At 58.7% G+C, this 24,893-nt stretch carries 21 protein-coding genes; 12 read left to right on the top strand and 9 right to left on the bottom strand.

What is annotated here, in order from left to right; translation table 11 throughout:
- Positions 1-5: 5 nt before the first annotated feature.
- Together ACP7AL_RS08545 and ACP7AL_RS08540 are read right to left on the bottom strand one after the other, a co-directional pair.
- The gene (locus ACP7AL_RS08545) at positions 6-1,652 is read right to left on the bottom strand and encodes a hypothetical protein (protein ID WP_425990640.1); all 1,647 of its coding nucleotides are present in this window, start codon (positions 1,650-1,652) and stop codon (positions 6-8) included.
- 81 nt (positions 1,653-1,733) lie between these two features.
- Positions 1,734-3,173: a glycosyltransferase gene (locus ACP7AL_RS08540; RefSeq protein WP_425990638.1), complete on the bottom strand. Its 1,440-nt coding sequence runs from the start codon at positions 3,171-3,173 to the stop codon at positions 1,734-1,736.
- Between the two features lie 263 nt (positions 3,174-3,436).
- Here ACP7AL_RS08540 and asnB point away from each other — a divergent pair, with 263 nt between their 5' ends.
- Positions 3,437-5,371, top strand: a complete 1,935-nt coding sequence (gene asnB, locus ACP7AL_RS08535; protein ID WP_425990636.1) for an asparagine synthase (glutamine-hydrolyzing) — start codon at positions 3,437-3,439, stop codon at positions 5,369-5,371.
- An 8-nt stretch (positions 5,372-5,379) separates the two neighbouring features.
- On the opposite strand, the gene ACP7AL_RS08530 is transcribed toward asnB, so the two are convergent.
- On the bottom strand, positions 5,380-6,567 hold the full coding sequence (locus ACP7AL_RS08530) for a glycosyltransferase (RefSeq protein WP_425990634.1): 1,188 nt from the start codon (positions 6,565-6,567) through the stop codon (positions 5,380-5,382).
- A 204-nt stretch (positions 6,568-6,771) separates the two neighbouring features.
- Between ACP7AL_RS08530 and ACP7AL_RS08525 the strand changes: the two genes are divergently transcribed.
- The 6 genes from ACP7AL_RS08525 to ACP7AL_RS08500 all read left to right on the top strand — a co-directional run bounded on the left by ACP7AL_RS08525 (position 6,772) and on the right by ACP7AL_RS08500 (position 12,949).
- On the top strand, positions 6,772-7,503 hold the full coding sequence (locus tag ACP7AL_RS08525; RefSeq protein WP_425990632.1) for a TylF/MycF/NovP-related O-methyltransferase: 732 nt from the start codon (positions 6,772-6,774) through the stop codon (positions 7,501-7,503).
- The gene (locus ACP7AL_RS08520) at positions 7,503-8,939 is read left to right on the top strand and encodes a lipopolysaccharide biosynthesis protein (protein WP_425990630.1); all 1,437 of its coding nucleotides are present in this window, start codon (positions 7,503-7,505) and stop codon (positions 8,937-8,939) included. Before ACP7AL_RS08525 ends, ACP7AL_RS08520 begins: the two co-directional genes overlap by 1 nt.
- Positions 8,940-8,962: 23 nt before the next feature.
- Positions 8,963-9,691: a class I SAM-dependent methyltransferase gene (locus ACP7AL_RS08515; protein WP_425990628.1), complete on the top strand. Its 729-nt coding sequence runs from the start codon at positions 8,963-8,965 to the stop codon at positions 9,689-9,691.
- A 57-nt stretch (positions 9,692-9,748) separates the two neighbouring features.
- The gene (locus ACP7AL_RS08510) at positions 9,749-10,861 is read left to right on the top strand and encodes a glycosyltransferase family 4 protein (protein ID WP_425990626.1); all 1,113 of its coding nucleotides are present in this window, start codon (positions 9,749-9,751) and stop codon (positions 10,859-10,861) included.
- Between the two features lie 56 nt (positions 10,862-10,917).
- Complete coding sequence (locus tag ACP7AL_RS08505) at positions 10,918-11,745, top strand: class I SAM-dependent methyltransferase (RefSeq protein ID WP_425990624.1); 828 nt, start codon at positions 10,918-10,920, stop codon at positions 11,743-11,745.
- Between the two features lie 67 nt (positions 11,746-11,812).
- Positions 11,813-12,949, top strand: a complete 1,137-nt coding sequence (locus ACP7AL_RS08500) for a glycosyltransferase family 4 protein (protein WP_425990622.1) — start codon at positions 11,813-11,815, stop codon at positions 12,947-12,949.
- A gap of 27 nt (positions 12,950-12,976) precedes the next feature.
- Here ACP7AL_RS08500 and ACP7AL_RS08495 read toward each other — a convergent pair whose 3' ends face one another.
- The gene (locus ACP7AL_RS08495) at positions 12,977-13,348 is read right to left on the bottom strand and encodes a hypothetical protein (protein ID WP_425990620.1); all 372 of its coding nucleotides are present in this window, start codon (positions 13,346-13,348) and stop codon (positions 12,977-12,979) included.
- Positions 13,349-13,581: 233 nt separating this feature from the next.
- On the opposite strand from ACP7AL_RS08495, the gene ACP7AL_RS08490 reads away from it, so the two are divergent.
- Together ACP7AL_RS08490 and ACP7AL_RS08485 are read left to right on the top strand one after the other, a co-directional pair.
- Complete coding sequence (locus tag ACP7AL_RS08490; RefSeq protein WP_425990618.1) at positions 13,582-14,430, top strand: class I SAM-dependent methyltransferase; 849 nt, start codon at positions 13,582-13,584, stop codon at positions 14,428-14,430.
- 18 nt (positions 14,431-14,448) lie between these two features.
- Positions 14,449-15,462, top strand: coding sequence for a glycosyl transferase (locus ACP7AL_RS08485; protein WP_425990616.1), 1,014 nt, complete (start codon positions 14,449-14,451; stop codon positions 15,460-15,462).
- A 1-nt stretch (position 15,463) separates the two neighbouring features.
- Here the strand turns inward: ACP7AL_RS08485 and ACP7AL_RS08480 are convergent, their stop codons facing one another.
- The 4 genes from ACP7AL_RS08480 to rfaD are packed head-to-tail and all read right to left on the bottom strand — an operon-like array spanning position 15,464 to position 21,164.
- A complete protein-coding gene (locus ACP7AL_RS08480) occupies positions 15,464-17,389 on the bottom strand; it encodes a nucleoside-diphosphate sugar epimerase/dehydratase (protein WP_006021527.1) in 1,926 nt (641 codons plus the stop codon).
- A 2-nt stretch (positions 17,390-17,391) separates the two neighbouring features.
- On the bottom strand, positions 17,392-18,669 hold the full coding sequence (locus tag ACP7AL_RS08475) for an O-antigen ligase family protein (protein ID WP_425990613.1): 1,278 nt from the start codon (positions 18,667-18,669) through the stop codon (positions 17,392-17,394).
- A complete protein-coding gene (gene rfaE1 / locus ACP7AL_RS08470) occupies positions 18,666-20,138 on the bottom strand; it encodes a D-glycero-beta-D-manno-heptose-7-phosphate kinase (RefSeq protein ID WP_425990611.1) in 1,473 nt (490 codons plus the stop codon). Before rfaE1 ends, ACP7AL_RS08475 begins: the two co-directional genes overlap by 4 nt.
- A gap of 45 nt (positions 20,139-20,183) precedes the next feature.
- Positions 20,184-21,164 carry an ADP-glyceromanno-heptose 6-epimerase gene (gene rfaD / locus ACP7AL_RS08465; RefSeq protein WP_024920764.1) on the bottom strand — a complete coding sequence of 327 codons (981 nt, stop codon included), beginning with the start codon at positions 21,162-21,164 and terminating at the stop codon, positions 20,184-20,186.
- A gap of 362 nt (positions 21,165-21,526) precedes the next feature.
- On the opposite strand from rfaD, the gene waaF reads away from it, so the two are divergent.
- The 3 genes from waaF to ACP7AL_RS08450 all read left to right on the top strand — a co-directional run bounded on the left by waaF (position 21,527) and on the right by ACP7AL_RS08450 (position 23,793).
- Entirely contained in the window at positions 21,527-22,588 is a 1,062-nt protein-coding gene (waaF, locus tag ACP7AL_RS08460) for a lipopolysaccharide heptosyltransferase II (protein WP_425990609.1), read from the top strand.
- A 78-nt stretch (positions 22,589-22,666) separates the two neighbouring features.
- Positions 22,667-23,260, top strand: coding sequence for a D-sedoheptulose 7-phosphate isomerase (locus ACP7AL_RS08455; protein ID WP_006021533.1), 594 nt, complete (start codon positions 22,667-22,669; stop codon positions 23,258-23,260).
- On the top strand, positions 23,257-23,793 hold the full coding sequence (locus ACP7AL_RS08450; RefSeq protein ID WP_425990606.1) for a D-glycero-alpha-D-manno-heptose-1,7-bisphosphate 7-phosphatase: 537 nt from the start codon (positions 23,257-23,259) through the stop codon (positions 23,791-23,793). The genes ACP7AL_RS08455 and ACP7AL_RS08450 overlap by 4 nt, the downstream gene beginning before the upstream one ends.
- Here the strand turns inward: ACP7AL_RS08450 and waaC are convergent.
- Positions 23,783-24,733 (bottom strand): lipopolysaccharide heptosyltransferase I, encoded by a 951-nt coding sequence (gene waaC / locus ACP7AL_RS08445; RefSeq protein WP_425990604.1) that lies wholly within the window; start codon positions 24,731-24,733, stop codon positions 23,783-23,785. The genes ACP7AL_RS08450 and waaC overlap by 11 nt on opposite strands.
- Positions 24,734-24,893: the final 160 nt, after the last annotated feature.

The following is a 24,893-nucleotide window of genomic DNA, read 5'->3' as shown; positions in this document are numbered from 1 at the left end:
ATCTGTCAGCGTTTAGGCGGAAGATCGCACCACGGCAGTGGCAGGCGAGGCAAGTAGTGCTGGTTCCACTCGCAGATGGCTTCCGGCCCCGTTCGCTTCAAAACCAGCTTGGCAGGCTCTGCCTGACTTATTCCAACATGGAGAACGATAAGCACAACGCCGACCGGATACGCCCACTTGCGAAATCTCAGGTCAGCCATTCGTTCAAGCAGCACCATGCCGGCGAGAATGATTAAAGGGTCGGTCAGTATGAAATATTCGGCCTTCAGTCCACGACGGATACCGAGCGCGTCGATTCCAATCGCCGACAGCATCAGCAATCCGGCCTGCAGCGCGGCATGCCGCTCTCCCCGCCTCCACGCGTAAATGATCCCGGGCAAAATCAGCCAGGTCAGAAACACCGTTGGACGCGGCGACGAAAACAATATGAACGTGTAACGCCGCAAAACACTCATCACCCCCGATATCAGCAGGCTGATTGCCGCGAACGGGCCGCCTCCACCGGCCGCCGATATGGCTTGGGGATCGGCAAAAACCAGCATCTCTTCAAGCGGATTCAAAACGATAAAGACATTGCTGGCATCGAAATCGATATAGAGCGCGAGAAGCGCGAGCGAAGCTCCGGCTATCACGGCCAAGATCGCCGCGAGAGTCTCGGACGGTTCAACGCGCCACAGCCTTGCAAAGGCAAGCATGCAGAGACCCGTCCAGATAAGCAGGCCGATCTGATAGACGCCGAACCTGCCCAGAAGCAGAGGGCGGAGTGTACTCACCTCCGTATTTGCCGGATTGAATCCAATCGCTATCAAAGGCCAGGCGGCATAAACCAGCACAGCCGCGAGACATGCCGCTCCAAGGACGGCGAACCATGCGCGCGGTGAATGGCCCCAGAATGGCGCGCTTAATCCTGACGCAGAACCGAATGGGAGAATCAGAAATGGCAGCGCTGCAACAAGCAGAACTGCATGGATCTTGTTCTCGATAGCCAGCAAGCAAAGCATCGCGGCGAGACCCACCACGGCCGGGCGCCAATTCGTTCCGCGCCGCGCCACGATGATCAGGATCATCAGGGCGAATGCAAAAACGCATCCCGAGATCATTTCGCTGCGCAGCGCACGCATGTGGACGGCAATGCCACCCGAGAATGCGAACGCAAACGTTCCCAGCAATGCCAGCCGCCAGTCCTTCACCAGCAACCGCGCGAGGCCGGCGAAAACAAGGACAAAGGCTGTCGCTGTCAGCCACGCAACGATACGCGCCGCCCGAATTACTGACGTCATCGCGGCATCGAAAGCCGGGCCATTGGATGCGGATGGCATCGCGGAGAGCGAAGACGTATCGAGCAGTCCGATAAAATGCAGAAACTGGAACCACCGATTTACGGACAGAATAGTGAAATAGGCTGGATGGGGAAAAAAGACGTATCGGCCATCGTTCAGCGAGAGCGCGCTGTACGTAATCATGAAATCCATATCGGCATTGCGCCAGTAGACGAGGAAATATCCTGCGAGCAGGAATGAGGCTGTCAGCAGCACAAGGATGACGCCCAATCCGCCCCACCAGCCGAACGGCGTCAGTCTCGCAAAAGCATCGATTCCCGCGTCTTGATCGACTGGCGGCGCAGGTTTCAGACTCGTGGAAGATACCGCCATACATCCTCTAATCGAAATCATCCGCCGGAACGGCCCGGCCAGAGCAACCGCCAACAGGCGTCCAGGGCCAGTGCACCGCTCCTAGATTGCCTTGATTTTGAAGAACGCGAAAACAACCATACGCAGCAACATCACACCATGGCGAAAGCGAGAGATTTGCGTTTCACCGTAGGCGCGAGCAGCATACCGGATGGGCATGTCGACGGATTTCAAGTTAAGTTTTGAGGAGCCGAAGATAAGATCGAAGTCGCCGAACGGATCAAAGTCACCGAAATATGCCTTGCCGGCGCGCAACCGATAGTAATCGGAGCGCCGCATCACCTTGGTCCCGCAGAGGGTGTCGGTGTAGCGCTGATTCAGCAGCCACGAGAACAAATAGGAAAATATCTTGTTCGCGATCAGGTTGAGAAAGCGCATGGCGTCATCCTCAAGCGGGTAAACGAGGCGCGAGCCGTTGATAAATTCACCCTTCCCCGATTTGATCGCCTCCCAGAATTTCGGCAACTGCTCGGGCGGCATGGTGAGGTCGGCGTCGAGGATCATCAAGACATCGCCACGTGCCACATCGTAGGCTGTGAACACGGCGTCCGCCTTGCCCTTGCCGGGCTGGCGCATCAGCTTGATGTCCTTGTCCGGATACGCCGCCTTGACGCGTTCCATTTCTTCGAAAGTACCGTCCTTGCTGTGACCTTCGATGAAGATAATTTCGATGTCATCGCAGAACTGCGGCAGCCGCTGCACCGCAGGCTCGATGTTTCCACGTTCATTGCGCGCGGGAATCACGACTGTCGCCGATTTGAGATCCTCGCCTGCCGCTAGTAACGACCGGCAAACAGAATAATGACGCAAAGCGAAAAAACGAAACCCGGGAAGAATGCTGATAAACCTGTTAATCAGGCGCCCCACTCCAAGGAGCGAAACAGGCATCAAAACTCGTTGCTCACCCTTCACCTGATCGAAGTTCGCGAGATTTTGTAGTCCCTGAATATCAGCCGCCGAAAGCACGTTCTGTTCCGGAGCAGGCATGCGTTGCCCGATCCATTCCGCGAATCTGAGGACGGGCTGCCACAAATGCGAGAAGTGCCCGATAATAGTGCGCGTCTCGCGCGTGCAAAGCGGATGAAGCTGTTCGAGAAACTTCTGGCAATCGTCGAGCGATCCGATGGTATCCAGCACCAGAATGTAGTCGAAGGGACCCTTTACCGACGCGATCGTGGCGGGATCCTCAGCGTCGCCAACGACAAATGTCAGATCTGGATGCCGCTCGCGAGCGATGCCAACCAGCGCAGGGCTGAAATCAATGCCCACGCCATGGGCAGGCTTGAGCGCTGCGAGCGTGTCGCCGATGCCGCATCCGATTTCAAGAACGCGCGCATTCTTCGGAATCAGGAACCGCAGATAGGCTTCATCCTCACCATGAAAAAATGAAGCTTTGCTCCGCCACTCGGGGCGCGAGGCTGCATATTCCTCCGAATGAGCGAAGATCGCCTGCTTGTGGGCAGAACCAGAAACTATCGACATTTTACTGCATGAAATCCAGAGATGACAAAGCCTGTAAAAGGCCCTTTTCGGGCGAACTTATGCGCTGACAATCGGGTTTTCACAAGCTTCGTAATGGCCAATTTGGTCCGATTGGCGCCGCTTTTGCAGTTTGCGTCGGCAGCCAATATTTCGCTATAAGCCGGTGCGTAACCGCGATTTATCGCCATGACTAGATCAGGTCGAGACCGGCTTTCGATGATTGCCCAAGCACACATTCTGCGTCGGCTGCCGGCCCCATAACCATGTGTGGAATCGCGGGCTTCGTCGCCAACCCGGCGCACCGATCAGCAGCCGACAAAATGAGAGCCGTCGCGAAAGCGATGGATTTCAGTCTGGAACATCGTGGCCCCGATGGCCACGATGTCTGGATCGACGACGATGCTGGAATTGCCCTGGTTCACAGGCGGCTCGCGATCGTCGATCTCTCGCCGGCCGGCCACCAGCCAATGCACTCCGCCGATGGGCGTTACATCATCAGCTACAATGGCGAGGTGTATAGCCATCGGGCGATACGCGCGGACCTCGAAGCAGCCGGCCATCAATTCCGCGGCCACTCGGACACCGAAGTCATCCTCGAGGCGGTCGCTGAGTATGGCATCGCCGCCACCGCCTCCCGGCTTATCGGGATGTTCGCGTTTGCCATCTGGGACAGGAAAGACCGCACCCTGACTCTTGTGCGCGACCGGCTAGGCATCAAGCCGGTCTACTGGATGCACACCGCTGGACTGTTCGCCTTCGCTTCGGAGCTGAAGGCGCTGCGCCAGCATCCGGACTGGACACCGCGCATCAGATCCGACGCTGTCGCCTCATTCATGCGGCACAACTACATCCCGGCTCCGCACACCGTTTATGAAGGCGTGTTCAAGCTGGAGCCCGGCACAATTCTGACATTGCCGTGGGGCGGAAAGCCGAAGCTGGAAAAGTTCTGGGACGCCAGAAAAATCGCGATCGAGGGCGTCCAAAATCCCCTGAAGGAAACTGATGCAGCGCTCACGGACCGCCTTGAAGCCCTGCTCATCGACGCCGTCGGAAAACGAATGATGGCGGATGTTCCGCTTGGTGCGTTCCTTTCCGGAGGCATCGATTCATCGACAGTCGTTGCGCTGATGAAGGCCGCCAATTCCGGCCCGGTGAAGACATTTTCGATTGGTTTCGAGCAGGCCGCATTCAATGAAGCGCCGCACGCCGCTGCAATTGCACGTCACCTTGGAACGGATCATACCGAACTCACGGTGACTGCGCGCGAGGCGCTGGATGTCGTGCCGAAGCTGGCGGACATGTTCGACGAGCCGTTCGCGGACTCCTCCCAGATTCCGACCTATCTCGTTTCCGCCATGACCCGCAAACACGTCACCGTTGCGCTGTCTGGCGACGGCGGAGACGAACTCTTTGCGGGATATAATCGTTACCAGCTGACCTCTCGTTCATGGCAAGCGCTTTCGCTCATGCCGGAATTCGCACGCAACGGTGTAGCTGCCGCGTTGACCTCTCAACCGACCGAGCGCTGGGACAGGCTCTCGAAAGTCCTTCCTCGCAGCCTCACACCGCCACAACTCGGCGACAAGATTCACAAGGTTGCATCCGTACTGAAGCTCCGTGATGCGGACGCTCTTTACCGCCGCCTTGTCAGCCACTGGGAGCCAAGCGCTCTTATGGCGGGAACTGAAGAAACCCGTGGCATCCTTTGGGATGAATCGGTGAGGAAGGATTTTCCGGATCTGCTGGACAGAATGCAGTTCCTCGATCTCGTGACCTATTTGCCAGACGACATCCTCACGAAAGTCGACCGTTGCAGCATGGCGATCGCGCTTGAGGCGCGAGTCCCCCTGCTCGATCATCGCGTTGTCGAACTCGCCTGGCGCCTGCCTCATTCTGTGAAAATCCGGGGCGGCGTCACAAAATGGCTCCTGCGGCAGGTGCTTTACCGGCATGTTCCTCGTGAACTCGTTGAACGCCCCAAAATGGGTTTCGGCGTTCCGCTTGCGGAATGGTTGCGGGGACCGCTGCGCGATTGGGCGGAGAACCTGCTGTCGGAACAGCGGCTGGCGGAAACCGGTCTTTTCGATGTCGCCCTGGTTCGGCGCTACTGGCACGACCATCTGTCCGGCGCCAGAAACTGGCAGTATCTGCTTTGGGATCTGCTGATGTTCGAAAGCTGGCGGGAACGCTGGGGCTGAGCTTTCGATCAGACAGTCTTGTAACGCACCTCGGGAATGTTGCGCGGCAGCGCTCCCTGCATTAATCCGCGATACAGGGCTTCATACTTTTCTGCACATGTATGCGACAGAAAATGCGCCTCAATGCGCTTGAGGCCAGCATCACCGTAACGCTGGCGCAATGCTGGATCACCCGCAAGCTGAACAATCGCTTCCGCGAACGATGCGGGATCATGCGGACTGACGACCAAGCCGGTGTCGCCATCGACGACCGCCTCGGTATTGCCTCCGACGTTCGTCACAATCATCGGAAGGCCGGCTGCCATCCCTTCGAGGATCGTATTCGAAAAACCTTCCTGGTGCGAACTCAGCAATCCGACATCGCTCGCCGACATCAAACCGGCGACATCCGAGCGAAGTCCGAGAAACGAGATGTGCTTGTCGATGTTCAGTTGGCTGGCAACCGCTCGCAGTTCGGGTTCAATGCCATCGTCCCGCCCGACGACAAGAAGATGCCAGGGCTGAGCGATCCGGTCATGCGCGAGGCTGAAAGCCTTGATGAGATCCAGATGTCCCTTGTAAGGGATAAGATTGGCAACAATGACAAATACCAATGTCTTGTCGTCAAGCCCGAGCGAAGATCGAACAGCGATGCGATTGCCGGCACTCTGCGGAATTTCAATTCCGTTGTAGATGAGGCCAAGCCTGTCTTCAGGGACGCCTTCTTCGTCGCGCAACTGACGGACGACCGCCATGGAGTTTCCGAGGATGGCAGTCATCCCGCCGTGAAGTTTCATCTCCAGCCAGCGCATCATCGGGTAACCACGCTGATAGACGTTGAGGCTTCTGCGGCTCATGACCCGGATTTTTACGCGCGCCAGACCGGCGGCGACCGCACCGATCAAATATGCCGCGGGCAGAAAAAAATGCACAATCCTCGGTCGCGTTCGCAGCATCACGTAGGTGAGATGGACCGCCGCAAGCGCCGATCGCATTGCACGAGATATGGACGACCCTTCGGAACCGGCGCGGCTCCCAGGAGGGACAAAAACGGTGACGCCGCCCTCCTCCAGCACCCCGCGGAGAGGGCCATCCCCGGCCAAGCTGTAAACGCAGACGCCGTGCCCCCTGCCGACCAGGGCGCGCCCTACAAGCGACAAATGGCGCTCCGCTCCCCCGATGCCGAGGTTGCTAATAACGTACAGGACTTCAGGCATTTCGGGCGATTTCAAGGGTCCGCGGGGCATACCTCTTTGTACTGGATCAGGCATGCTTAAGTCGATAATGAGAGTGAACTAATCCAATAAAGACATGTACTTCGGGCTGCCCAGGCGTTACTTGCCACTCTATCAGATAGCTACGGAATCCATCCCGAAACCTGCTTCCTCTACATCCCAACCGCAAAATCAATCAATCCGCGCATGTTGTCAGACGAATTCAGATTTAAGCTGCTGGTGAAGCTGGGCTCGCTTATTTTTAGGCAGTACCCCTTCAAGTGGTCACAGCTCGACTGGCTGAGAGACCCTTGGTTCGGCAGTTACCTTGAGAAATTCGGTGAAGAACGCGGGTTCAATAAAGAACGCCGCTGGATACTTCGAGAACTCATGAGACTAGTTGAGATAGTCCCGGGAGATACAGCGGAATGTGGTGCCTTCGAAGGTGCCGGGTCATATCTCATTTGCCATGCAAACGCAGCAAACTCCAATTTCAATCGGGTCCACCATGTATTCGATTCGTTTGAGGGTCTCTCAACACCTGCGGCTATAGATGGTGTCTATTGGCATAAGGGAGACATGTCGCGAGGCGAAGAGATCGTTCGAAAAAATCTAACCGAATTTACCGCATATGAACTTCACAAAGGATGGATTCCTGAGCGCTTCAACGACGTGAAGGAAAAACACTTTGCGTTTGTTCACATTGATGTGGATCTGTACCAGCCTACCTTGGATAGCATGAGCTTCTTCTACCAGCGCATGAACCCAGGCGGTATCATTGTTTGCGATGACTATGGCTTCACCACTTGCCCTGGCGCGACAAGAGCCGTGAACGAAACACTTAAGAACAAGCCAGAGAAAATGATTGCTCTGCCGGACGGCGGCGGATTTCTAATCAAGGGCATATCCACAAGCAGCCGTGGAGCGCTTGATACCTGATGAGTGCCAAATTCATCTTCGGATCATCGGCGGGTTACCTGGCAGTTACTATAGCCGACAATGCGGCCAGGCTCCTGTTGCTCCCCTGGATGACTCGTATTTTGACCCCTGCTGACTACGGGGTCATGCTGCTTATCGGTAACGGTGCCGCTTTGATCAATTTATTGTTCGGCTTCGGTTTGGCACAGGCACTGCCAACGCTATTCAGCAATGCTGAAACGGACAACTCCCGCCGTGCTATCAGCACTACAATCATCCTGTCGATCGGCGGCATACTTTCTACCTTGTACCTAGCGACCGCACTGCTTTCGCGCGAAATATCCGTATTCTTTCTTCACACCCCTTCATACAGCGGCGTTATCGCTCTGGGCGCGCTGTCCGCTTTTCTGAACGCTTGGTCACTTTGCCTTGTCTTCATTGTTCGTTTGGTCGAGAAGCATAAGCTTTACCCGATGGTGCAAGTGCCGGCTTTGATTCTACAGGTCGGCTTGCTCGGCTGGTTTATCGCTTCCGCCTCATTGACTATTAAGAGCCAGTATGTCGCGACCGCCCTTGCGGGGCTGTTTACAACGGCTGCATATGTGGTGACCTTGAGGCACTGGTTAACTGGCGGCTTTCAAGTGAATAAGCTTGCCGAAGCAGCTCGTATAGGCTTGCAAATGCTGCCTTGGCAGATCGCGGTACTATTAACGACAAGTTCTGCGGCATTCTTTTTGACACGAGCGGGCCACGTCAATGATAGCGGCCTGTTTGCAGTTGCTTCCGGAGCCGCTGGACTCCTCGTACTCGTATCAAGCAATTTCGAGGGCGTATGGACGCCGTTTGTCCTGCGACGCAAAGACGAACCTGACATTGCTAAAACTCAAATTCGTATTTTTTCGCTTTATTCAGCGACACTATTGATGACCGCAGCAATGCTTTGCGTGTTTGCCCACGAACTGTTTATTGTTCTGGCGGGGCCAGCTTTTCGCAGCGGATATCTTTTTGTACCCGGGTTGGCGATTGCCTACTGTTTGTTCTGCTTTGTAACCGGATTTTCTCAGGGGCTGCAGGCGAGGCAACGCACAATCCATTATGCATGGATCGGAGCGATCGCGTCCGCAGCATTCCTTGCGACTGCTCTTTCTCTGACCCCTAGCCTCGGTGCATGGGGAATCATTGCAGCCATGATTGTAAGCTTTTTTGTCATGCTCGTTTTGCTGCAGTTGGCCTCCGCGCGCCTCATGCCGGTCACTTATCCTTGGAGCCGCCACGGGTTAATGTGGGTCGTCGCAGCTGGCATAGTCGCTTGCGTTTTTCAGCTCGAAATCGGCTGGGCCAGCACTGCGGCAAAGCTTCTGGCTTTGATAGGCGTCGCAGCGCTGCCGTTTTTATTCGGGGCTATCCGCATTTCCGACTTACACATGGCGAAGTCCCTCCTGCTTCCTATCCGCTAAACAAACACCTATTGGAACTCCCTATGCCCTTCACACCTCACGAAATCGAATGGACCGCAGAGAAATCGAAGCGGCTGTGGGACTATTACGGGTCCAATCCGAAATATGCCGAAAATTTCTTCGGCTTCATGGCCGGCAATATGGTCGCAAAGCGACTCTTCGCTTCGATCTCTGCACCTGAAGATGCACGCTTGCTGGATTTCAGTTGCGGCCCCGGCGATGTTATTGCTGCCTGCCTCCCATTAATGCGAGGCACTCAAGAGATGTATGCAACAGATTTCTCCGACACGTACGTGCGGCACGTTGCAGATCGATTCAAGGATGAGCCTCGGTTCAAGGGCTCCGTTCTGACGCAATCGTTGCCCACGTCCTACCCCGACGGCTTCTTCGATGTCGTCATTGCCACGGAGGTTATCGAACATCTGCTCGATTCCGAACTGGACGGAATGCTCGCCGAGTGCCACAGGCTGCTTAAGCCCGGGGGGCAGGTGTTCTTTACAACACCTAACAACGAAGATTATGACGCTTCTAAAATCCTTTGTCCCGAATGCGGCTGTACTTTTCATCGATGGCAGCATGTCAGGGTATGGACTGCCGGAACGCTCGCAGTGCGGGTGGAGCAAGCGGGATTCGTAACGCGCATAGTCAAACCGGTCGCCTGGCAGCGATGGCTCGGCAAACTGCGCTCACTGGCCGTTAATCGCCGAATAGTGAAAGGCGGTCTTGTTTACGTGGGTGAGCGAGCTCCCTAAGTGCCAGCATCCATCCTCCCCCAAACTACACGAGAGCGCCCTTTACGAGTGGCTTGTGTGATCGCAGGCATGCAAGCCGGCGGCGCCGAGCGGGTTATGGCCCAGCTTTGCAATCATCTTGCCAAGAAAGGCCATGAGGTAGCGCTCGTTACATTGAGCCCGGCTTCTGAGATATCGTTCTACGATGTTTCCAGCGCAGTGCAACGATGCCCTCTCGGCCGTTTCGTCGAAGGCTCAGGTGTCGCCAGAATTGTCAGAGTCGTGGCCTGGATAGCGGCGCTGCGGCGGACCATCGCCGCCCTCCGGCCCGACGTTGTGATATCGTTTGTTGACCTCACAAATGTCATGGTGCTTTTGGCTATCCGCGGCCTCAAAATTCCCGTGATCGTTTCCGAACGCATCGATCCGACAGCGCATTCGTATCGCCTGTCTTGGCTCGATCGAGCGCTCCGCCGCCTGACATATCCCTATGCGGCCCGGATTGTCGTTCAAACACGCCGCGCGGCGAGATTCTTTGAGCACTCACCCACGGGTAAGATCGTCACGATTCCGAATCCTGTACCGTTCGCCAACGTGGCTTCATATCCCGATCGCGTGTCACCTGAAGGCCGGTTTCGAATTATCGGTATTGGCAGACTCGATCACCAGAAAGGGTTCGATATTCTGATCGACAGCTTTGCAACACTTGCGACCAGATTTCCCGACTGGGACGTTGTGATTTTTGGACAGGGGCCGGACCGTCCCACGCTGCTCGACCGCATTGCATTCCATGGACTGGACGGTCGAATAAAGCTGATGGGAATATCACGCGATATCGCCGGCGAGACAGCGCGCTCTCATATCTTGGCATTTCCGTCTCGTTACGAAGGCTTTCCAAATGCCCTTGCCGAGGCTATGGCTGTCGGCCTTCCGACGGTAGCCTTCGAGGACGTGAGTGGCGTTGAAGACCTCGTCGTTTCCGGCGAAAGCGGTATTCTTGTTCGCTCGGTTCAACTCGTGTCAGGAAATTCCAACGAATTGTTTGCGGAAGCGCTCGCTCAACTCATGACCGCACCGCAGTTGAGGCTAAAAATGGGACAAGCAGCAAAGACTCGCGCCGAGACCTTCCAACCTGAAATCGTGTTCAGACAATGGGATCGGCTTATCGCAACTGTGCCTTATCATCGATGACATTATCCATGTTGTGCCGTTCGCGCTTTGCCGCGCTGAACTAAAAGGACTACTGTATGTCAAATGAACATCTCAAAAAGGTCGATACACATTTCGCGTTCGGCAAGAATTGGGCTTCCTACTCGAAGCTGATCGATGAACCGCAGATTGAACAAGCAAAGAAGGGCTTGCTGAAGCTAATCCCAGCGGAAGAGTTTGAAGGTCGCTCTTTTCTGGATATCGGATGTGGGTCTGGCCTTCATGCTTTAGCTGCTGCTCGGTTAGGCGCCGGTCGGATTGTTGGTGTGGATATCGACCCAGACAGCGTGAATACAGCCAAGAACGTACTTTCAAGTCGAAATCTGGAAACTCCTTGGCTTATCGAAAATACCAGTGTCTTTGACCTTGATCCGAAAGTTCTGGGGACATTCGACATCGTGTATTCGTGGGGAGTTTTGCACCATACCGGAAGTATGTGGGAGGCCGTTAACAAAGCCGCCGCAATGGTCGCACCAAACGGACTGCTAGCCCTTGCACTCTATCGTACCACATACATGGACGCGTTCTGGAAATTTGAGAAGCGCCTTTATTCTGGTGCACCTATCTTCGTTCAGAAATTTCTCAAAAGTGGCTACGTAGGAGCGTTCCGGCTGGCTAGCCTCATCAGAGGAGGAGAAGATTTTCAGACTTATGTTGCAAACTATAAATCCAGCCGAGGCATGGATTTTGATCACGACGTCCATGATTGGCTGGGAGGATACCCATACGAAACGACACTTGCCGCGGAGGTTGACCGTCGGATGATCGATCTTGGTTTCAAAGCAGAGCGGATCTTTGCTCGGTCTAAAACCAGCGGAATACTCGGATCAGGATGCGACGAATACGTGTATCGGTTGCAGAAATAATCTGACTCCGATCAGGCCTAACAGGTTCGCTATGCTTGGTCTCCGTACACGACTGTAAACAAAAAGTATGACGCTGCGCGCGCAAAAGCTCCTTTACGTCGTGACCGAGGACAAGGCGTTCCTGTCCCATCGGCTTCCCATGGCTCGTGCGGCACGTGAGGCGGGTTTTGACGTTCACGTGGCAACGTCGGTTGGACCTGCCGCGGGGGCCATACGCGCCGAAGGTTTCACCATCCATCCCATGCCGCTGCGGCGAGGCGGATTGTCTCCTTTGGGAGCCATCTCGACCATTCAGGCGCTTCGCAAGATCAAGCGCGAACTCGCCCCCGCGATTGTGCACCATGTCGGCATGCAGATCTGCGTGCTCGGCGGCATTTCGTCGCTTGGAATGACGACGCCGCAGATCAATGCGATGACCGGTCTCGGCTACGCGTTTACCTCGGCGACGGCTCAAGCGCTTCTGCTTCGTATCGTCATCGCGGTCGCGTTGCGATTTCTGCTCAACCGGGATCACGCGGTCTTTCTCGTTCAAAATCCCGACGACCGCACGGCGCTGGAAACAATCGGGATCGATCATCATCGCCTCGCGCGCATTCCTGGCTCCGGCGTCGATACCGACAAGCTGACGCCGCTGCCGGAACCCGACGGCCCGATCACCGTGGGATTTGCGGGGCGCCTCCTGACCAGCAAGGGCATTCGCGCGCTGGTTGCCGCACACAGGATTCTGCGGACTCAGGGCATGGATATTCGGCTCCTGATCGCGGGAACTCCCGATCCCGCCAATCCCGATTCGGTGACGTTAGAGGAGGCGCAGCAATGGAACCGTGAGCCGGGCATTAAGTGGCTGGGCCAGGTCGGCGACATTGCTTCACTGTGGAGAGACTCTCATATCGCGGCCCTTCCGTCCCACCGCGAGGGCCTGCCGAAAAGTCTGCTTGAAGCTGCCGCCTGCGGCCGGCCGATGGTTGCCACCGACGCCCCCGGTTGCCGGGAGATCGTGATACACGAAAAAACGGGCTTGCTGGTGCCGATCGAGGATCCGCAGGCGCTGGCCAAAGCCATAGGTGAACTGGCCGCATCCCAAGAGTTGAGGACCCGCTATGGCGCGGCGGCCCGGCAACTCGTCGTTGATGAGATGTCCGCTCAGGCGATCGGAGCGGCAACGGTCGCCCTCTATGAAGAGCAGTTGCAGCGCATTCGCTAGCTTCAATCCCTGCCGACGCTGTGCGCGCTACCGTTGTTCCAGCGGCGCGAAGTTACGCGCTTCGCATTTGTCATTGATGACGGCAGGCCGCCAGTTAGCAACCGCTTCGCCTTTCAGGAAAAACGTGAAGTAACGAATCTCATTGCCGAAGTTCGCGCGCGAGCAAACGGTCCATCTTTCCGGACCCGACTGCGCCTCATTCGGCCCGACATTGGAAACTTCCGAAGCACCGACCAGCTTCATCGATTGCGTAATGCGCTGGATCTCTCCGACGATGACCCGCAGTTGCCGGGAATCCGGCTGGGGGTCCGCCTGAACGGAATCCTGCACATCGAAGAAGAAGGTACACCCGCTGAGCAGCACAGCCGCGAGCAGCATTTGAAGCAACCGAATAGCCACCAAGCTACCCACTCCCAGACTGTCCGGGGCGCATTACTATCGCTTCGGCGTGCCGGTGAAAAGCGGGATCCGGGACTTGAAAAAACGCCGCGGCGGACAGGCACCGCCCCGTTCGATGATTTTCCGGACCAGCGGTATGCCCGGAGGACGTTGTCACCCCTTCCGAGTTTGATTAAACACTCCGCAAGCCCAAGCGCCGATATATCTTCGCGTCGGCAGCCACGTGAGAGTTCATGACCGATCGTCCGCCCAGCAATATCGACCCCGCAGTTGCCGCCGGATTCGGCCATGAATGGTCGACCTTCCGTCAGGGGGAGGACGCATTTTCCGCGGACGACAGGGCGGCCATTTTTGAATGCTATTTTCACATCTTTCCCTGGGACCGCCTGCCGGCCAGCGCCGTCGGCATGGATGTCGGATGCGGCAGCGGCCGATGGTCCGTCATGGTGGCGCCGCGCGTCGGACACCTCCACCTTCTCGACGCAAGCGCCGACGCGCTGAATGTCGCGCGGACAAATCTGGCCGCGGCGAAGAACGTGAGTTTTCATCACGCCAGCGTTGGAGAACTTCCCCTGCCCGACGGTTCGCTTGACTTCGCGTTCTCGCTGGGTGTGCTGCATCATGTTCCCGACACCCAGGCCGCGATTTCCGAGATCTCGACAAAACTCAAACCCGGCGCGCCTTTCCTGATCTACCTTTACTACGCGCTCGACAACCGGCCGGCCTGGTATCGCGCGCTCTGGAAATTCAGCAACATCTTCCGCGTCGTGATTTCAAGCCTTCCGGAAAAGCCGCGCCTCTGGATCAGTCAGATCATTGCTGTGTTCGTTTACTGGCCGCTGGCCCGGCTTGCCGCGCTCGTCGAACGGCTCGGATTTTCCGCCGCGGCGCTGCCGCTGGAATCCTACAAGCACCGCGCGTTCTACGTGATGAGAACCGACGCATATGACCGGTTCTGCACCCGCCTCGAACAACGCTTCACACGCGTGCAGATTGGCGACATGCTGACGACCGCCGGATTTCAGGACATTCGTTTCTCGGAGCGCGTACCTTACTGGTGCGCCGTCGGCATCAAGCGCTGACCGGGTGATCCTCATTTCATGAATTCATTGCTGACCATCGCAACCCCGCTAGCAGCCTGCATCATGTGCGCGGGGCTGATTGTCGTGCTGCACCCGTTGCTTGCGCGCTATGCGCTGGCGCGGCCGAACGCACGTTCGTCGCATAGCACACCGACACCACAGGGCGGCGGTGCAGCAGTGATCGCGGCAGTCATCGCGTCGGTCGCGATACCGGCTTCTCTTTTTGGGGCACCGGTAAATTCTTCCCTGTTGGCGATCTTCGCTGCAACCGTGTTGCTCGCCCTGGTCGGCGCCTACGATGACCTGCGGACGATGCCTGTCATGCCTCGTCTTCTGATGCAGGCGGTCGCCGTCGGCATCGTCCTCGCCACGCTTCCGGCTGATCTTCGTCTCGTGCCCCTCCTGCTGGTCTGGGTGGAGCGGTCGCTTATGCTGATCGGCGGACTGTGGTTCGTCAATCTCGTCAACTTCATGGATGGCCTTGACTGGATCACCGTCGCGGAGGTCGTTCCCGTGACGGCCGCGCTGGCGCTGTTTGGGCTCTACGGCGAGCTGTCTTCTGGCCCGACAATCGTTGCACTCGCACTCTGCGGTGCGATGATCGGTTTCGCGCCGTTCAACAAACCCGTCGCGAAGCTGTTTCTCGGCGATGTGGGCAGCCTGCCGATCGGTTTGCTGATGGGATGGTGCCTCATTGAGCTTGCGGGACAAGGCCACCTGATCGCTGCGCTGTTGCTGCCGCTCTACTACCTCGCCGACGCAACGCTCACGCTCGTTCGGCGCCTGCTGAAGGGTGAAGCCGTCTGGCTTGCCCACCGGTCGCATTTCTACCAGCAGGCGACCAACAACGGTTTCAGCGTGACGCAGGTCGTCAGCGAAGTCTTCATTTTGAATGTCGTTCTCGGGGCATTTGCCGCGGTGACGATCTGGCTGAAATCGCCCTACGTCCAGGGGATGACGCTGGCATTGGGCTTAAGCACCGTGGCATTGGTGCTCAGCCGGTTCTCCCGGCAACGGGAACCGCTCGGCTAGATTACGCGGCCCCGCTTTTGAACTCCGGGATCGCGTCCTTCAAGACACCCACAATGACGCTGCGCTGTTCACTGGCCACAGCCTTTTCCAGCGTGGACAGCCACCGTTGCAGCGTGTCGAGCGGCGGCTCGTTGGGACGCGCCGCGACAATGCCGGCGATGCCGATGTCGGCGGTCGGCTCTTCATGGGCAAACAGGATTTCGTTCAGACGCTCGCCCGGCCTGACGCCTGTGAAGACGATCTCGATATCGTAACCCGGCTGAAGCCCGGACAGCCTGATGATGCGTTCGGCAAGATCGACGATCTTCACCGGCTGCCCCATGTTCAGCACATAAACCGACACATCGGGCCGCACGGGATCGAGCGCGTGGGTCGCCGCAGTCACCACGAGGTCGCACGCCTCGCGAATGGTCATGAAGTAGCGGACCATGTCCGGGTGCGTCACGGTCACCGGACCGCCGGCCTCGATCTGCGCCTTGAATTTCGGCACCACCGACCCGTTGGACGCCAGCACGTTGCCGAAGCGGACCGAGATGAGCCGCATCGGCGCCTTGCCGTTTGCCTTGTGCATCAACTCCCGGTCGAGCGCCTGGCAGTACATCTCGGCAAAGCGCTTGGTCAGTCCCAGCATAGACACCGGCTCGATCGCCTTGTCGGTGGAAATCATCACCATCGCCTCAGCGCCGGCGCTCACCGCAGCATCCGCGACATTGACGGTGCCGAAGATATTGGTCTTGACGCCCTCGCCCCAGTCCCGCTCGAGGATCGGGACGTGCTTCAGCGCAGCTGCATGAAAGACAATGCTTGGCTTGAATTCAGCCATGAGATGCGAAATGCGCGCACGGTCGCGAATGTCCGCGATGCGGCCTTCGATAATCGCCGTTGGAAACTTGACCGTCAGGTCTTCCATCACCGCGTGAAGCGCCGGCTCGGCATTCTCGACGATCAGCAGCCGTGACGCGCCGAACGTAACGACGCGGTCGCATATCTCCGATCCGATCGAGCCGCCACCGCCGGTGACGACGACGGACTTGCCCTTCACGAAGCTTTCGAGACGCTGATAATCGATCTTCACGCTCGGCCGCAGCAGCAAATCCTCAACCGCGACCGGTGCGAGACGTGGCGCCTCGCCACTCCCCTCAAGCGACGGCAGACGGCTGACAGTCAGTCCGAGTTTGCGGGCTCGCGTCAGCACCGACTCCGGTGACGCATCGGCCTCGAAAGCGGACGGCATCATGACCAGGCGTTCAAGAGGTCTTTCCCGGCGCGAGAAATCATCGACGATATCGGCGAGGTCATCGATGGCACCGAGCACGGGAATGCCACGGATCGACTGTCCGCGATCGGATACCGAAGGAGACAGTACACCGACCGGCCACATCCGCTTCACCGCACCGCTCTCAATGCCGCGCAGCAACACTTCCGCGTCCGCAGCACGCCCCACCAGCAGCGTCGGAGCGGCATCGAGGCCACGCGCCTGGTTCAGCGTTCGGGTGTAGCGGAAATAGCGATAGGCAATTCGCAGCGCGCCAAGCGAGAAGTTCTGAAGGAACCAGTAGATGATGATCGTCGTCTTGCCGAAAAAGAATGTCCCATAGACGTTCGGCGCGATGAAAATGTAGTCCAGCACCAGCAGCATCAGCGCCAGCACCGTCGATGCCTTGACGATGTTGAAGAAGTCCGGCAGCGAAATGAACCGCCACTTTGTCGTCGTCAGCCTGAAAGTGTAGCAGACGAGAATGCTGAAAATGACGAAGTAAGGCAGGATGTGGAGCAGCAGCGGCAAGCGCTCGGTCAGGCCGCTGCCCTCGAACCGGAGATAGAAACTCGCAACCACCGCGAAGATCGTCGCCAGCACGTCATGGATCACGATCAGCAGATTTCGCCATGTGAGGCGCGGGAATCTGATCCGGGACAAGCCAGCCATAACTATCCCTGCCCCGCAAGCGCATCGGCGTTCTGGGCGCGAGCGATCATGCCGCCAGCAACCCCCACCGCCAGCACGTAAATCCAGCCTTCAGTAAAATCAAACAGGTGGGAGTTGAGCAGCGAACTGAAGAAGTTCTGGACCACAGCCGCAAGGCCGATCCACGCGAACAACCCTTCCTTGCCGATGAAGAGTTTCAGGTGCGAAATCCACATCAGATAGAGAACTATGATTCCGGCGATCCCCCACTGCACCGCCACGTTCAATGTCTGATTGTGCGGATTGGCGATCACTTCGGCTGAAGCGCCTGTCTGGCCGACAGCATCCCGCTCGAACAAGAGTTTGGTTGAACCGGTGCCGTGTCCCAGAATAGGCGCAGCCTCGAAGAACTTCACTGACTTGCGCCAGAATTCTAGCCGCTGCCCGGCCGATGTTGCGGCATGCGACGTGCGATAGGCTTGATATTCGGTAATCGCTTGCTCCACGCGAGAACGCAGGTATGACGACGTATTCCAGGCGAGGGTCGCCGCAATGATGCCGCCTATCACCAATATGACCGCCGTGCGTTTGCTGAAATACATCGCAAGGAAAAGAACGAACAAGATCGGGATGCAAGCCAGCGCGGTCCTTGAATTGGCGACGAAAACCATGTTCGCGACGAAACCTGCGCTCAGCAGCGCAAGCAACAGCGCGATCCTCTTTTGCTGCCGCGACAGCGCATACATCGCCCCGCCAAGAGCACCGAACGCGCACAGTGTGAATTCCTGCCCCTGCGCAATCGTGTTCTTGACCGGGACACCGGGTATTCGTGAGGCATCGAAAGCCAGCCTCGGATCAACGACCATCGCCCACGACGCCAGCATCACCGCGGCACAGGACGCAATGAAGGCCAGCGCAACCCACAGGCCTCTGCCCGACTTCTCGAAATGACGGATGAGAATCGGGATCGCAATCAGCTTGCCAACCGGGTTGACCGCATGCAGGCGCGCAGCCCAAGGAATGTCCGTCGACCACAGCGTGCCGGCAAGGGCCAGCGCAAAAAGTGTGACCGGGAGAAAACAGGCTGGCCGTTTCAGCGTTTCAGAAAAATCCCGTAGCTCGGCTGTGGGAATGAGCAACAGCAGCCATGCCACCGCAAATATCGCAACCAGCGACGTCGACCATGGCAGCGAAGCGGCCATGAGGACGACTGCGACATCGGCCGCCTTTGTCCAGGCGGCTGTGTTGCGCCAAATCGAGGGCGAGACGCCGGTCGCAAGATTGGACGCGTTCGCGGTCATGCCTTGCCTTCTCGCGCCCGTTTGACCAGCGACGTCGTGCTGTGGCCCGGCAGAATGTCGACAAGCACAATCTCGCCGCCGTTGGCGGTGACGATCTCATGGCCGACAACCTGCTCGCGGGTGTAGTCCCCGCCCTTCACAAGAACGCTCGGCTTGATCTGCGTGATCAGTTCCAGCGGCGTGTCCTGTTCGAAGATCACGACCAGGTCGACCGCCTCGAGCGCGGCCAGAACTTCGGCCCGCGCGCGCTCATCCTGCACCGGCCGCTCGGCACCCTTCAAACGCCGCACCGACGCATCGCTGTTGAGACCGACGATCAGGCGGTCGCAGGCGGCGCGCGCCTGTGTCACCACGCGCACATGACCCGGATGCAGAATGTCGAAGCAGCCGTTGGTGAAGCCGACGCGCAATCCCTGTGTGCGCCACTCGGCAAGATGCGCATCAAGGTCCGCAGCGCTTGAAGCGATTTTCTCTTCTGCCGCGAGAGACGCATGCGGCAGGATCTTGCGCCGCAGTTCGGCAAGAGACACCGTTGCCGTGCCCGGCTTGCTGACGGCCACGGAAGCGCCCGCCGCCGCACAGCGCAAGGCCGTTTCCCAGTCCATTCCAGAAGCGAGCGTCACAGCCAGAACCGCAGCCACCGTGTCGCCTGCTCCGGATACGTCGCGAACCTTCGCCGGCTGCGCCGGAACATGGATCAGGGTGCCATCGCGATGGGCCAGCGTCATTCCGTCTTCGCTCTGGGTCACCAGCACGGCCTCGGCGTCGGCGGTCCGCAGCGCCTCGATCGACGCGTCCGCGATATCGGCATCCGACTGGATCCGGCGCCGTGTCGCCTCGGCAAATTCCTTGCGGTTCGGTGTCAGCAGCGTCGCGCCGCGATAGATCGCCAGATTGGCGCTCTTCGGATCGACGATCACCCGCTTGCCGAGCTTGCGCGCGGCGTCGATGATGTTGCGGATCACGCGCGCCGTCAGCACGCCCTTGGCATAATCGGACAGCAACACGATATCGGCGCGAGGCAGCGCGGCCACCACAGCGTCGATCAGCTTGCGTTCGGTGACTTCCGACGCGGGCGCCGACAGTTCCCAGTCCGCCCGCAGCATGTGTGTCGAAAAATGCTCGGAGACAAAACGCACCTTGCGCGTGGTTGGCCGCGCCGGATCGGTCACCAGAATCGGCTCGATCAGCTTTTCCCTGGCGAGTTCTGCTCTCAGGGTCTCGCCGGCAATGTCATTCCCGACCAACCCGACGAAGATACACTTCGCACCAAGGGAGGCGATGTTTCGGGCAACGTTGCCCGCGCCACCAACGTTGATCTCGCTGCGCCGGGCCGCGATCACCGGCGCAGGCGCTTCCGGTGAAATGCGCGAAACCTCGCCATAGACGAATTCGTCCAGCATGAGGTCGCCGACGCAGAGCACCGTCTGGCGGACAATCGCTTGCGACAGCGCGTCAAAATCGAACATGAGAACGCCTGTATCCCTGAAAACGCCTGTATGTCTCTTGCACGATCAGCGGTAGCGATCGGGCCGGTCGAGAAAATCCCTGACATAGCTGCCGACGGCATCTTCGAGCGCCGTGAAGCCGCCATTGTAGCCTGCGCCGCGCAGATGATCGACCTCTGCTTCGGTAAAGTATTGGTAGCTGCCGCGAATTTGTTCGGGCATGTCGATGTATTCGATATTCGGCTTGACGCCGAGCGCGCCATAGGCGGCAAGGATCAGGTCGCGGAAGCTACGCGCCTTGCCGGTGCCGACATTGAAGATGCCGTTCACCGAACGCGTGGCCAGCAGCCACATGATCACGCGCACCACATCATCCACATGAATAAAATCGCGGCGTTGATCGCCGTCGGCAATGCCATCGCGGTGGGATTTGAAGAGCTGCACCACACGGCCGGATTTGACGTCGTCGAAGCGGCGCGCCAGCACGCTCATCATCGTGCCCTTGTGGTATTCATTCGGGCCAAACACATTGAAGAACTTGAGGCCGGCCCACTGCGGCGGCATCTTCCCGCCCTTCGCGGCGCGCTCGATCACGGCCATGTCGAACAGATGCTTGCTCCAGCCGTAGAGATTCATCGGCCGCAGCTTCTTCAGGGCGTCGAGCGAAGCGTCGTCGCGAAATCCCTGCTCGCCGTCGCCATAGGTCGATGCGGACGAGGCGTAGATGAACGGAACGGAATTCGCCGTGCACCAGTCGAGCAGCCGCATCGACAGGCGGAAATTGGTCTCGATCACGAGATCCCCGTCGGTGGCGGTGGTCTCCGAAATCGCGCCGAGATGGATGATGGCGTCGAGCTTGCGGCCGTTCAGCCATTGCATCAGTTCAGCCGGGGGAACCACGTCGGCGAGCTGCCGCTTGGCGAGATTACGCCATTTGCCGTCATTTCCGAGAAAATCGCATACGGCCACATCCGCGCGGCCCGCATCGTTGAGGGCGGCGACGACGTTCGACCCGATAAAACCGGCTCCTCCGGTCACCAACAGCATTGAGGAATCCCGCCCAGTTCACGCTAGTGTCCTCAATCCGAAGTTCGCCTGCTTGTGCGGCGCATTCTCAAGCGAACTTCGGATTCAAAAGGACACTAGAAATCCATGATTCTAGTGTGGTTTTGGTTCGCAAGTCCGCAAATGCACGAGCTGCAGAAACGGCGGACTTGCGAACCACCACACTAGTCACCTTTGCCTCACTCCCGCCCGGCAGGCAACTCACGTCCGGCACTGTGGTGAAGGACGCCAGCCTGCCCGGAGCCGCAAAAACGCATCTGGACGTGGTGCGGGGGACGCGGTAACCGGCTGATCGTCCACAATTCTCCCGGACCCGTAACGATCGACCCGAAACCCTTCAATAAATGAACATAAATTCATTTTTAGGCGATATTGGCGTGACGCCCGACCCCACGGAAACCAGCCCGGTTCTGGTCGTCCCGTACATGTGGATCGGGGATTTCGTGCGTGGCCATACCGTGGTTCGGGTCCTCAAAGAGCGGTGGCCGAACCGGCCGGTCGACCTCCTGGTCACCAGCCTGTGCGCGCCGCTGGTGGATTACATGCCGGGCGTCCGCAAAGGCATCGTCTGGGACCTCCCGCGGGGGCAGCTCGCCCTGAAGAAACAATGGGCGCTGGCCCAGCAGTTCCGGGCCGCCGGCTACGGCACCGCCCTTGTGATGCCGCGGACCTGGAAATCCGCCATTGCGCCGACGCTGGCCGGCATTCCCCAGCGCACGGGATGGGTCGGCGAGGTCCGGTTTGGGCTGATCAACGACTGGCGCTGGGGCGAGCGGAAGATGCCCCGCTTTATCGACAAGAACGCCGCCCTCGCCCTGCCCGCCAACGCCCCGCTGCCGAAGCAATGGCCCGTGCCGCAACTCGTGGTGCCGCCCGCAGAAGTCGCAACCTGGCGGCAGGCCAAAAACCTCGGCCTCGGCGCTGCGGTCGCGCTGGCGCCCGGGTCGGTCGGCGCCTCGAAGCGCTGGACCTACTATGCAGAGGCGGCGCGGATGTTCGCCGAACAGGGCTTTGAGGTCTGGGTGGTCGGCGGACCGGGCGAAAAAGCCATCGCGACCGATATTGTGAATTTCGCAGGACCACGGGTGCGCGATCTCACCGGGACCGACCTGCGCAACGGCATCATGGCGATGGCGGCGGCGAAAACCGTGATCTCCAACGATTCCGGCCTGATGCACATCGCTGCTGCTATCGGCACCCCGGCGATCGGTATTTTCGGCCCGACCAGCCCCTATCACTGGGCGCCGCTGAACGGCCTCGCGGCGACGATCAAGCGCGCCACCGACCTGCCCTGTCAGCCGTGTCATAAACCGGTCTGCACCCAGAACGATCATCACTGCATGCGCGACATCACGGCATCAGAGGTCGTGGAGACTGCGCAGCGCGTGATGGCCAGCGCCCGTTAATCTCGAAAGACGCTCGCACTTGCGCCTCTATCCTGCTGTGACTACCACTGAGGCGAATTCGAACCCACACGGTGACATGTGAGCCAGGACCGGATCGCGGCACATTTTCAAAGTTCGCTCGACGGGCTGACCAAAGCCGTGCGGAGCAACGAGCTTCTCGCGACGACGCATACCATCGCGCGCGTTGTCGCGGATGCTCTGAAGTCCGGCAACAAGCTCCTGCTGGTCGGCAATGGCGGCAGCGCCGCCGACGCCCAGCATATCGCCGCCGAGATCGTCGGCCGCTACAAGCAGGAGCGCGCCGGCTGGGCTGCGATCGCTTTGACAACCGATACATCCGCGCTGACGGCCATCGCCAACGACTACGGTTTCGAGCAGGTGTTCGCGCGGCAGGTGCAGGGACTTGCGAAGCGTGGCGACGTGCTGTTTGCGCTCTCCACATCGGGCCGTTCGCCGAACATCCTCGCCGCGATCAAGTTGGCGCGCGATCTGGGCGTGACGACCGTCGGCTTCACAGGCGCAAAGGGCGAAAGCATGCGCGCCTCCTGCGATCATCTGTTCGTTTCGCCGACCGACGACACGCCCGTGATCCAGCAGGTCCATATGATGGCGATGCACGCAATCTGCGACGAGGTCGAGCAAGTGCTGATCGGCGCGACAAAACCAAAATGATGGCGGACAGCGGCGCGACACCTAAACCAGCGGCGTTCCTCGACCGCGACGGCGTCATCAATCTCGACGACGCCTATGTCGGCACCCGCGACAGACTCCGGTGGATGCCGGGAGTGGCGGATGCGATCAGGAAGCTGAACGAGGCCGATTATTACGTCTTCGTCTTCACCAACCAGTCCGGCATCGCACGCGGCTTTTTCTCAGAGGACGATGTGCGCGCGCTGCACAACTGGATGCGCGATGAACTGGCGCGCGACGGCGCGCGCATCGATGACTTCCGCTATTGCCCGCATCATCCTGACGGAACAGTCACCGGATACGATCACGAGTGCGGCTGGCGCAAGCCGCAGCCCGGCATGATCTTCGATCTGATGAAGCACTGGCAGATCGACAGGGAGCGCAGCTTCGTCATCGGCGACAAGCAACGCGATCTCGATGCGGGCATGGCGGCGGGCATCAAGGGCTATCTGTTTTCGGGAACGGATATTTCGGGATTTGTCGAGAATATCTTGAGCAAGCGCGTCAGCGCTTGAGCGGCAGCTTCTCCGCCGCTTCGATGACCCGCTCGAAAGACGGATAAGCATCCTTCCCGCCGACCACCGTGATCGATCCGTTGCCGACTGGACCTGTCAGGCCGGGATCGGTGGCAAGGAACACCGCGATCAGCGGCACTTCATAGGCCGCGGCCAGATGCAGCAAACCTGTATCGACGCCGACCACCAGCGAAGCATTGGCAATCACTTTCGCCGTCTCATCGAGCGGCAGGCGATCAAGAATGCGGCTTCCCGGAATAGCTTGAGCAAGCCGCTCAGAGCGCAACCGCTCGCGCTCATTGCCCCACGGCAGCACAACCTCAAGGCCCTGCGCGTGCAGCCACTTGCCTGCACCGATCCAGTCGACCTCACGCCATTCCTTCGATGCGCGCGATGTGCCGTGAAACAATACCGCATAACGCGCATCACCACTGCGCGGCGGCTTAATCAGCCCGTAGTCGATGGCCCGATCGGGCCGATAACCGAGACTCAATCCGGTGAGCGTCCGGTTGCGCATCACCGCATGCTGATCGCGCGCAACCGCGTGCTTGACGTCATAGAACCACGATGCGACCGGCTCCTTGATGCTCGATGCGTCGTAGCCGTGCCGCTCACCGGATGCTGCTCGCGCGATAAGCGCAGAACGGATCAGCCCCTGCGTATCGATCACCTTCTCGGCCTTGACCGATTTCAATCTCGCCTTGAACGCGGAGACCTCGCTCCAGGTCTCTGAGCGCATCAATTGTGATCGCCACCGCCGCGTCGAAACCGGGATCACTTCGCTGACCGCCGGATGGAGCCGCGCCAGCGGCGCGAAAGCTTCCTCGACCACCCACGTCAGCCGCGCATCGGGCGCGTGAAGGTGCGCATCGGTGACGGCCGGCATGTGATGCACCACGTCGCCGAGCGATGAGGTCTTGATGAAAATGATACCGGGCATCGGAGCGAGGGGCTGGAACTCTTGTTAGGCGTTACGTTTTGGAAACCATAAAGCGGTTTCGGCCGGGAAAAGCGAAGCCTTTTGGCGCGAGAGCCCGGCTTTATACCCCATTTCCATCGTTTCTCTGCAAGCTTCCGGCAACATCTTCGCTCCACATTCC

Source organism: Afipia sp. DC4300-2b1, from assembly GCF_049895725.1.
Lineage (GTDB): Bacteria > Pseudomonadota > Alphaproteobacteria > Rhizobiales > Xanthobacteraceae > Afipia > Afipia broomeae.
This window is presented reverse-complemented; position numbering and strand designations above follow the sequence as displayed.

Bases quoted from the DNA above. Each gene is read 5' to 3' on its own strand.
- ACP7AL_RS08525 (WP_425990632.1), top strand. From the start codon at position 6,772: ATGTTGTCAGACGAATTCAGATTTAAGCTGCTGGTGAAGCTGGGCTCG.
- ACP7AL_RS08540 (WP_425990638.1), bottom strand. From the start codon at position 3,173: ATGTCGATAGTTTCTGGTTCTGCCCACAAGCAGGCGATCTTCGCTCAT.
- asnB (WP_425990636.1), top strand. From the start codon at position 3,437: ATGTGTGGAATCGCGGGCTTCGTCGCCAACCCGGCGCACCGATCAGCA.
- ACP7AL_RS08515 (WP_425990628.1), top strand. From the start codon at position 8,963: ATGCCCTTCACACCTCACGAAATCGAATGGACCGCAGAGAAATCGAAG.
- ACP7AL_RS08480 (WP_006021527.1), bottom strand. From the start codon at position 17,389: ATGGCTGGCTTGTCCCGGATCAGATTCCCGCGCCTCACATGGCGAAAT.
- ACP7AL_RS08485 (WP_425990616.1), top strand. From the start codon at position 14,449: ATGAATTCATTGCTGACCATCGCAACCCCGCTAGCAGCCTGCATCATG.
- ACP7AL_RS08500 (WP_425990622.1), top strand. From the start codon at position 11,813: ATGACGCTGCGCGCGCAAAAGCTCCTTTACGTCGTGACCGAGGACAAG.
- ACP7AL_RS08450 (WP_425990606.1), top strand. From the start codon at position 23,257: ATGATGGCGGACAGCGGCGCGACACCTAAACCAGCGGCGTTCCTCGAC.
- ACP7AL_RS08520 (WP_425990630.1), top strand. From the start codon at position 7,503: ATGAGTGCCAAATTCATCTTCGGATCATCGGCGGGTTACCTGGCAGTT.
- ACP7AL_RS08545 (WP_425990640.1), bottom strand. From the start codon at position 1,652: ATGGCGGTATCTTCCACGAGTCTGAAACCTGCGCCGCCAGTCGATCAA.
- waaC (WP_425990604.1), bottom strand. From the start codon at position 24,733: ATGCCCGGTATCATTTTCATCAAGACCTCATCGCTCGGCGACGTGGTG.
- rfaD (WP_024920764.1), bottom strand. From the start codon at position 21,164: ATGCTGTTGGTGACCGGAGGAGCCGGTTTTATCGGGTCGAACGTCGTC.
- rfaE1 (WP_425990611.1), bottom strand. From the start codon at position 20,138: ATGTTCGATTTTGACGCGCTGTCGCAAGCGATTGTCCGCCAGACGGTG.
- ACP7AL_RS08505 (WP_425990624.1), top strand. From the start codon at position 10,918: ATGTCAAATGAACATCTCAAAAAGGTCGATACACATTTCGCGTTCGGC.
- ACP7AL_RS08475 (WP_425990613.1), bottom strand. From the start codon at position 18,669: ATGACCGCGAACGCGTCCAATCTTGCGACCGGCGTCTCGCCCTCGATT.
- ACP7AL_RS08490 (WP_425990618.1), top strand. From the start codon at position 13,582: ATGACCGATCGTCCGCCCAGCAATATCGACCCCGCAGTTGCCGCCGGA.
- waaF (WP_425990609.1), top strand. From the start codon at position 21,527: ATGAACATAAATTCATTTTTAGGCGATATTGGCGTGACGCCCGACCCC.
- ACP7AL_RS08530 (WP_425990634.1), bottom strand. From the start codon at position 6,567: ATGCCTGAAGTCCTGTACGTTATTAGCAACCTCGGCATCGGGGGAGCG.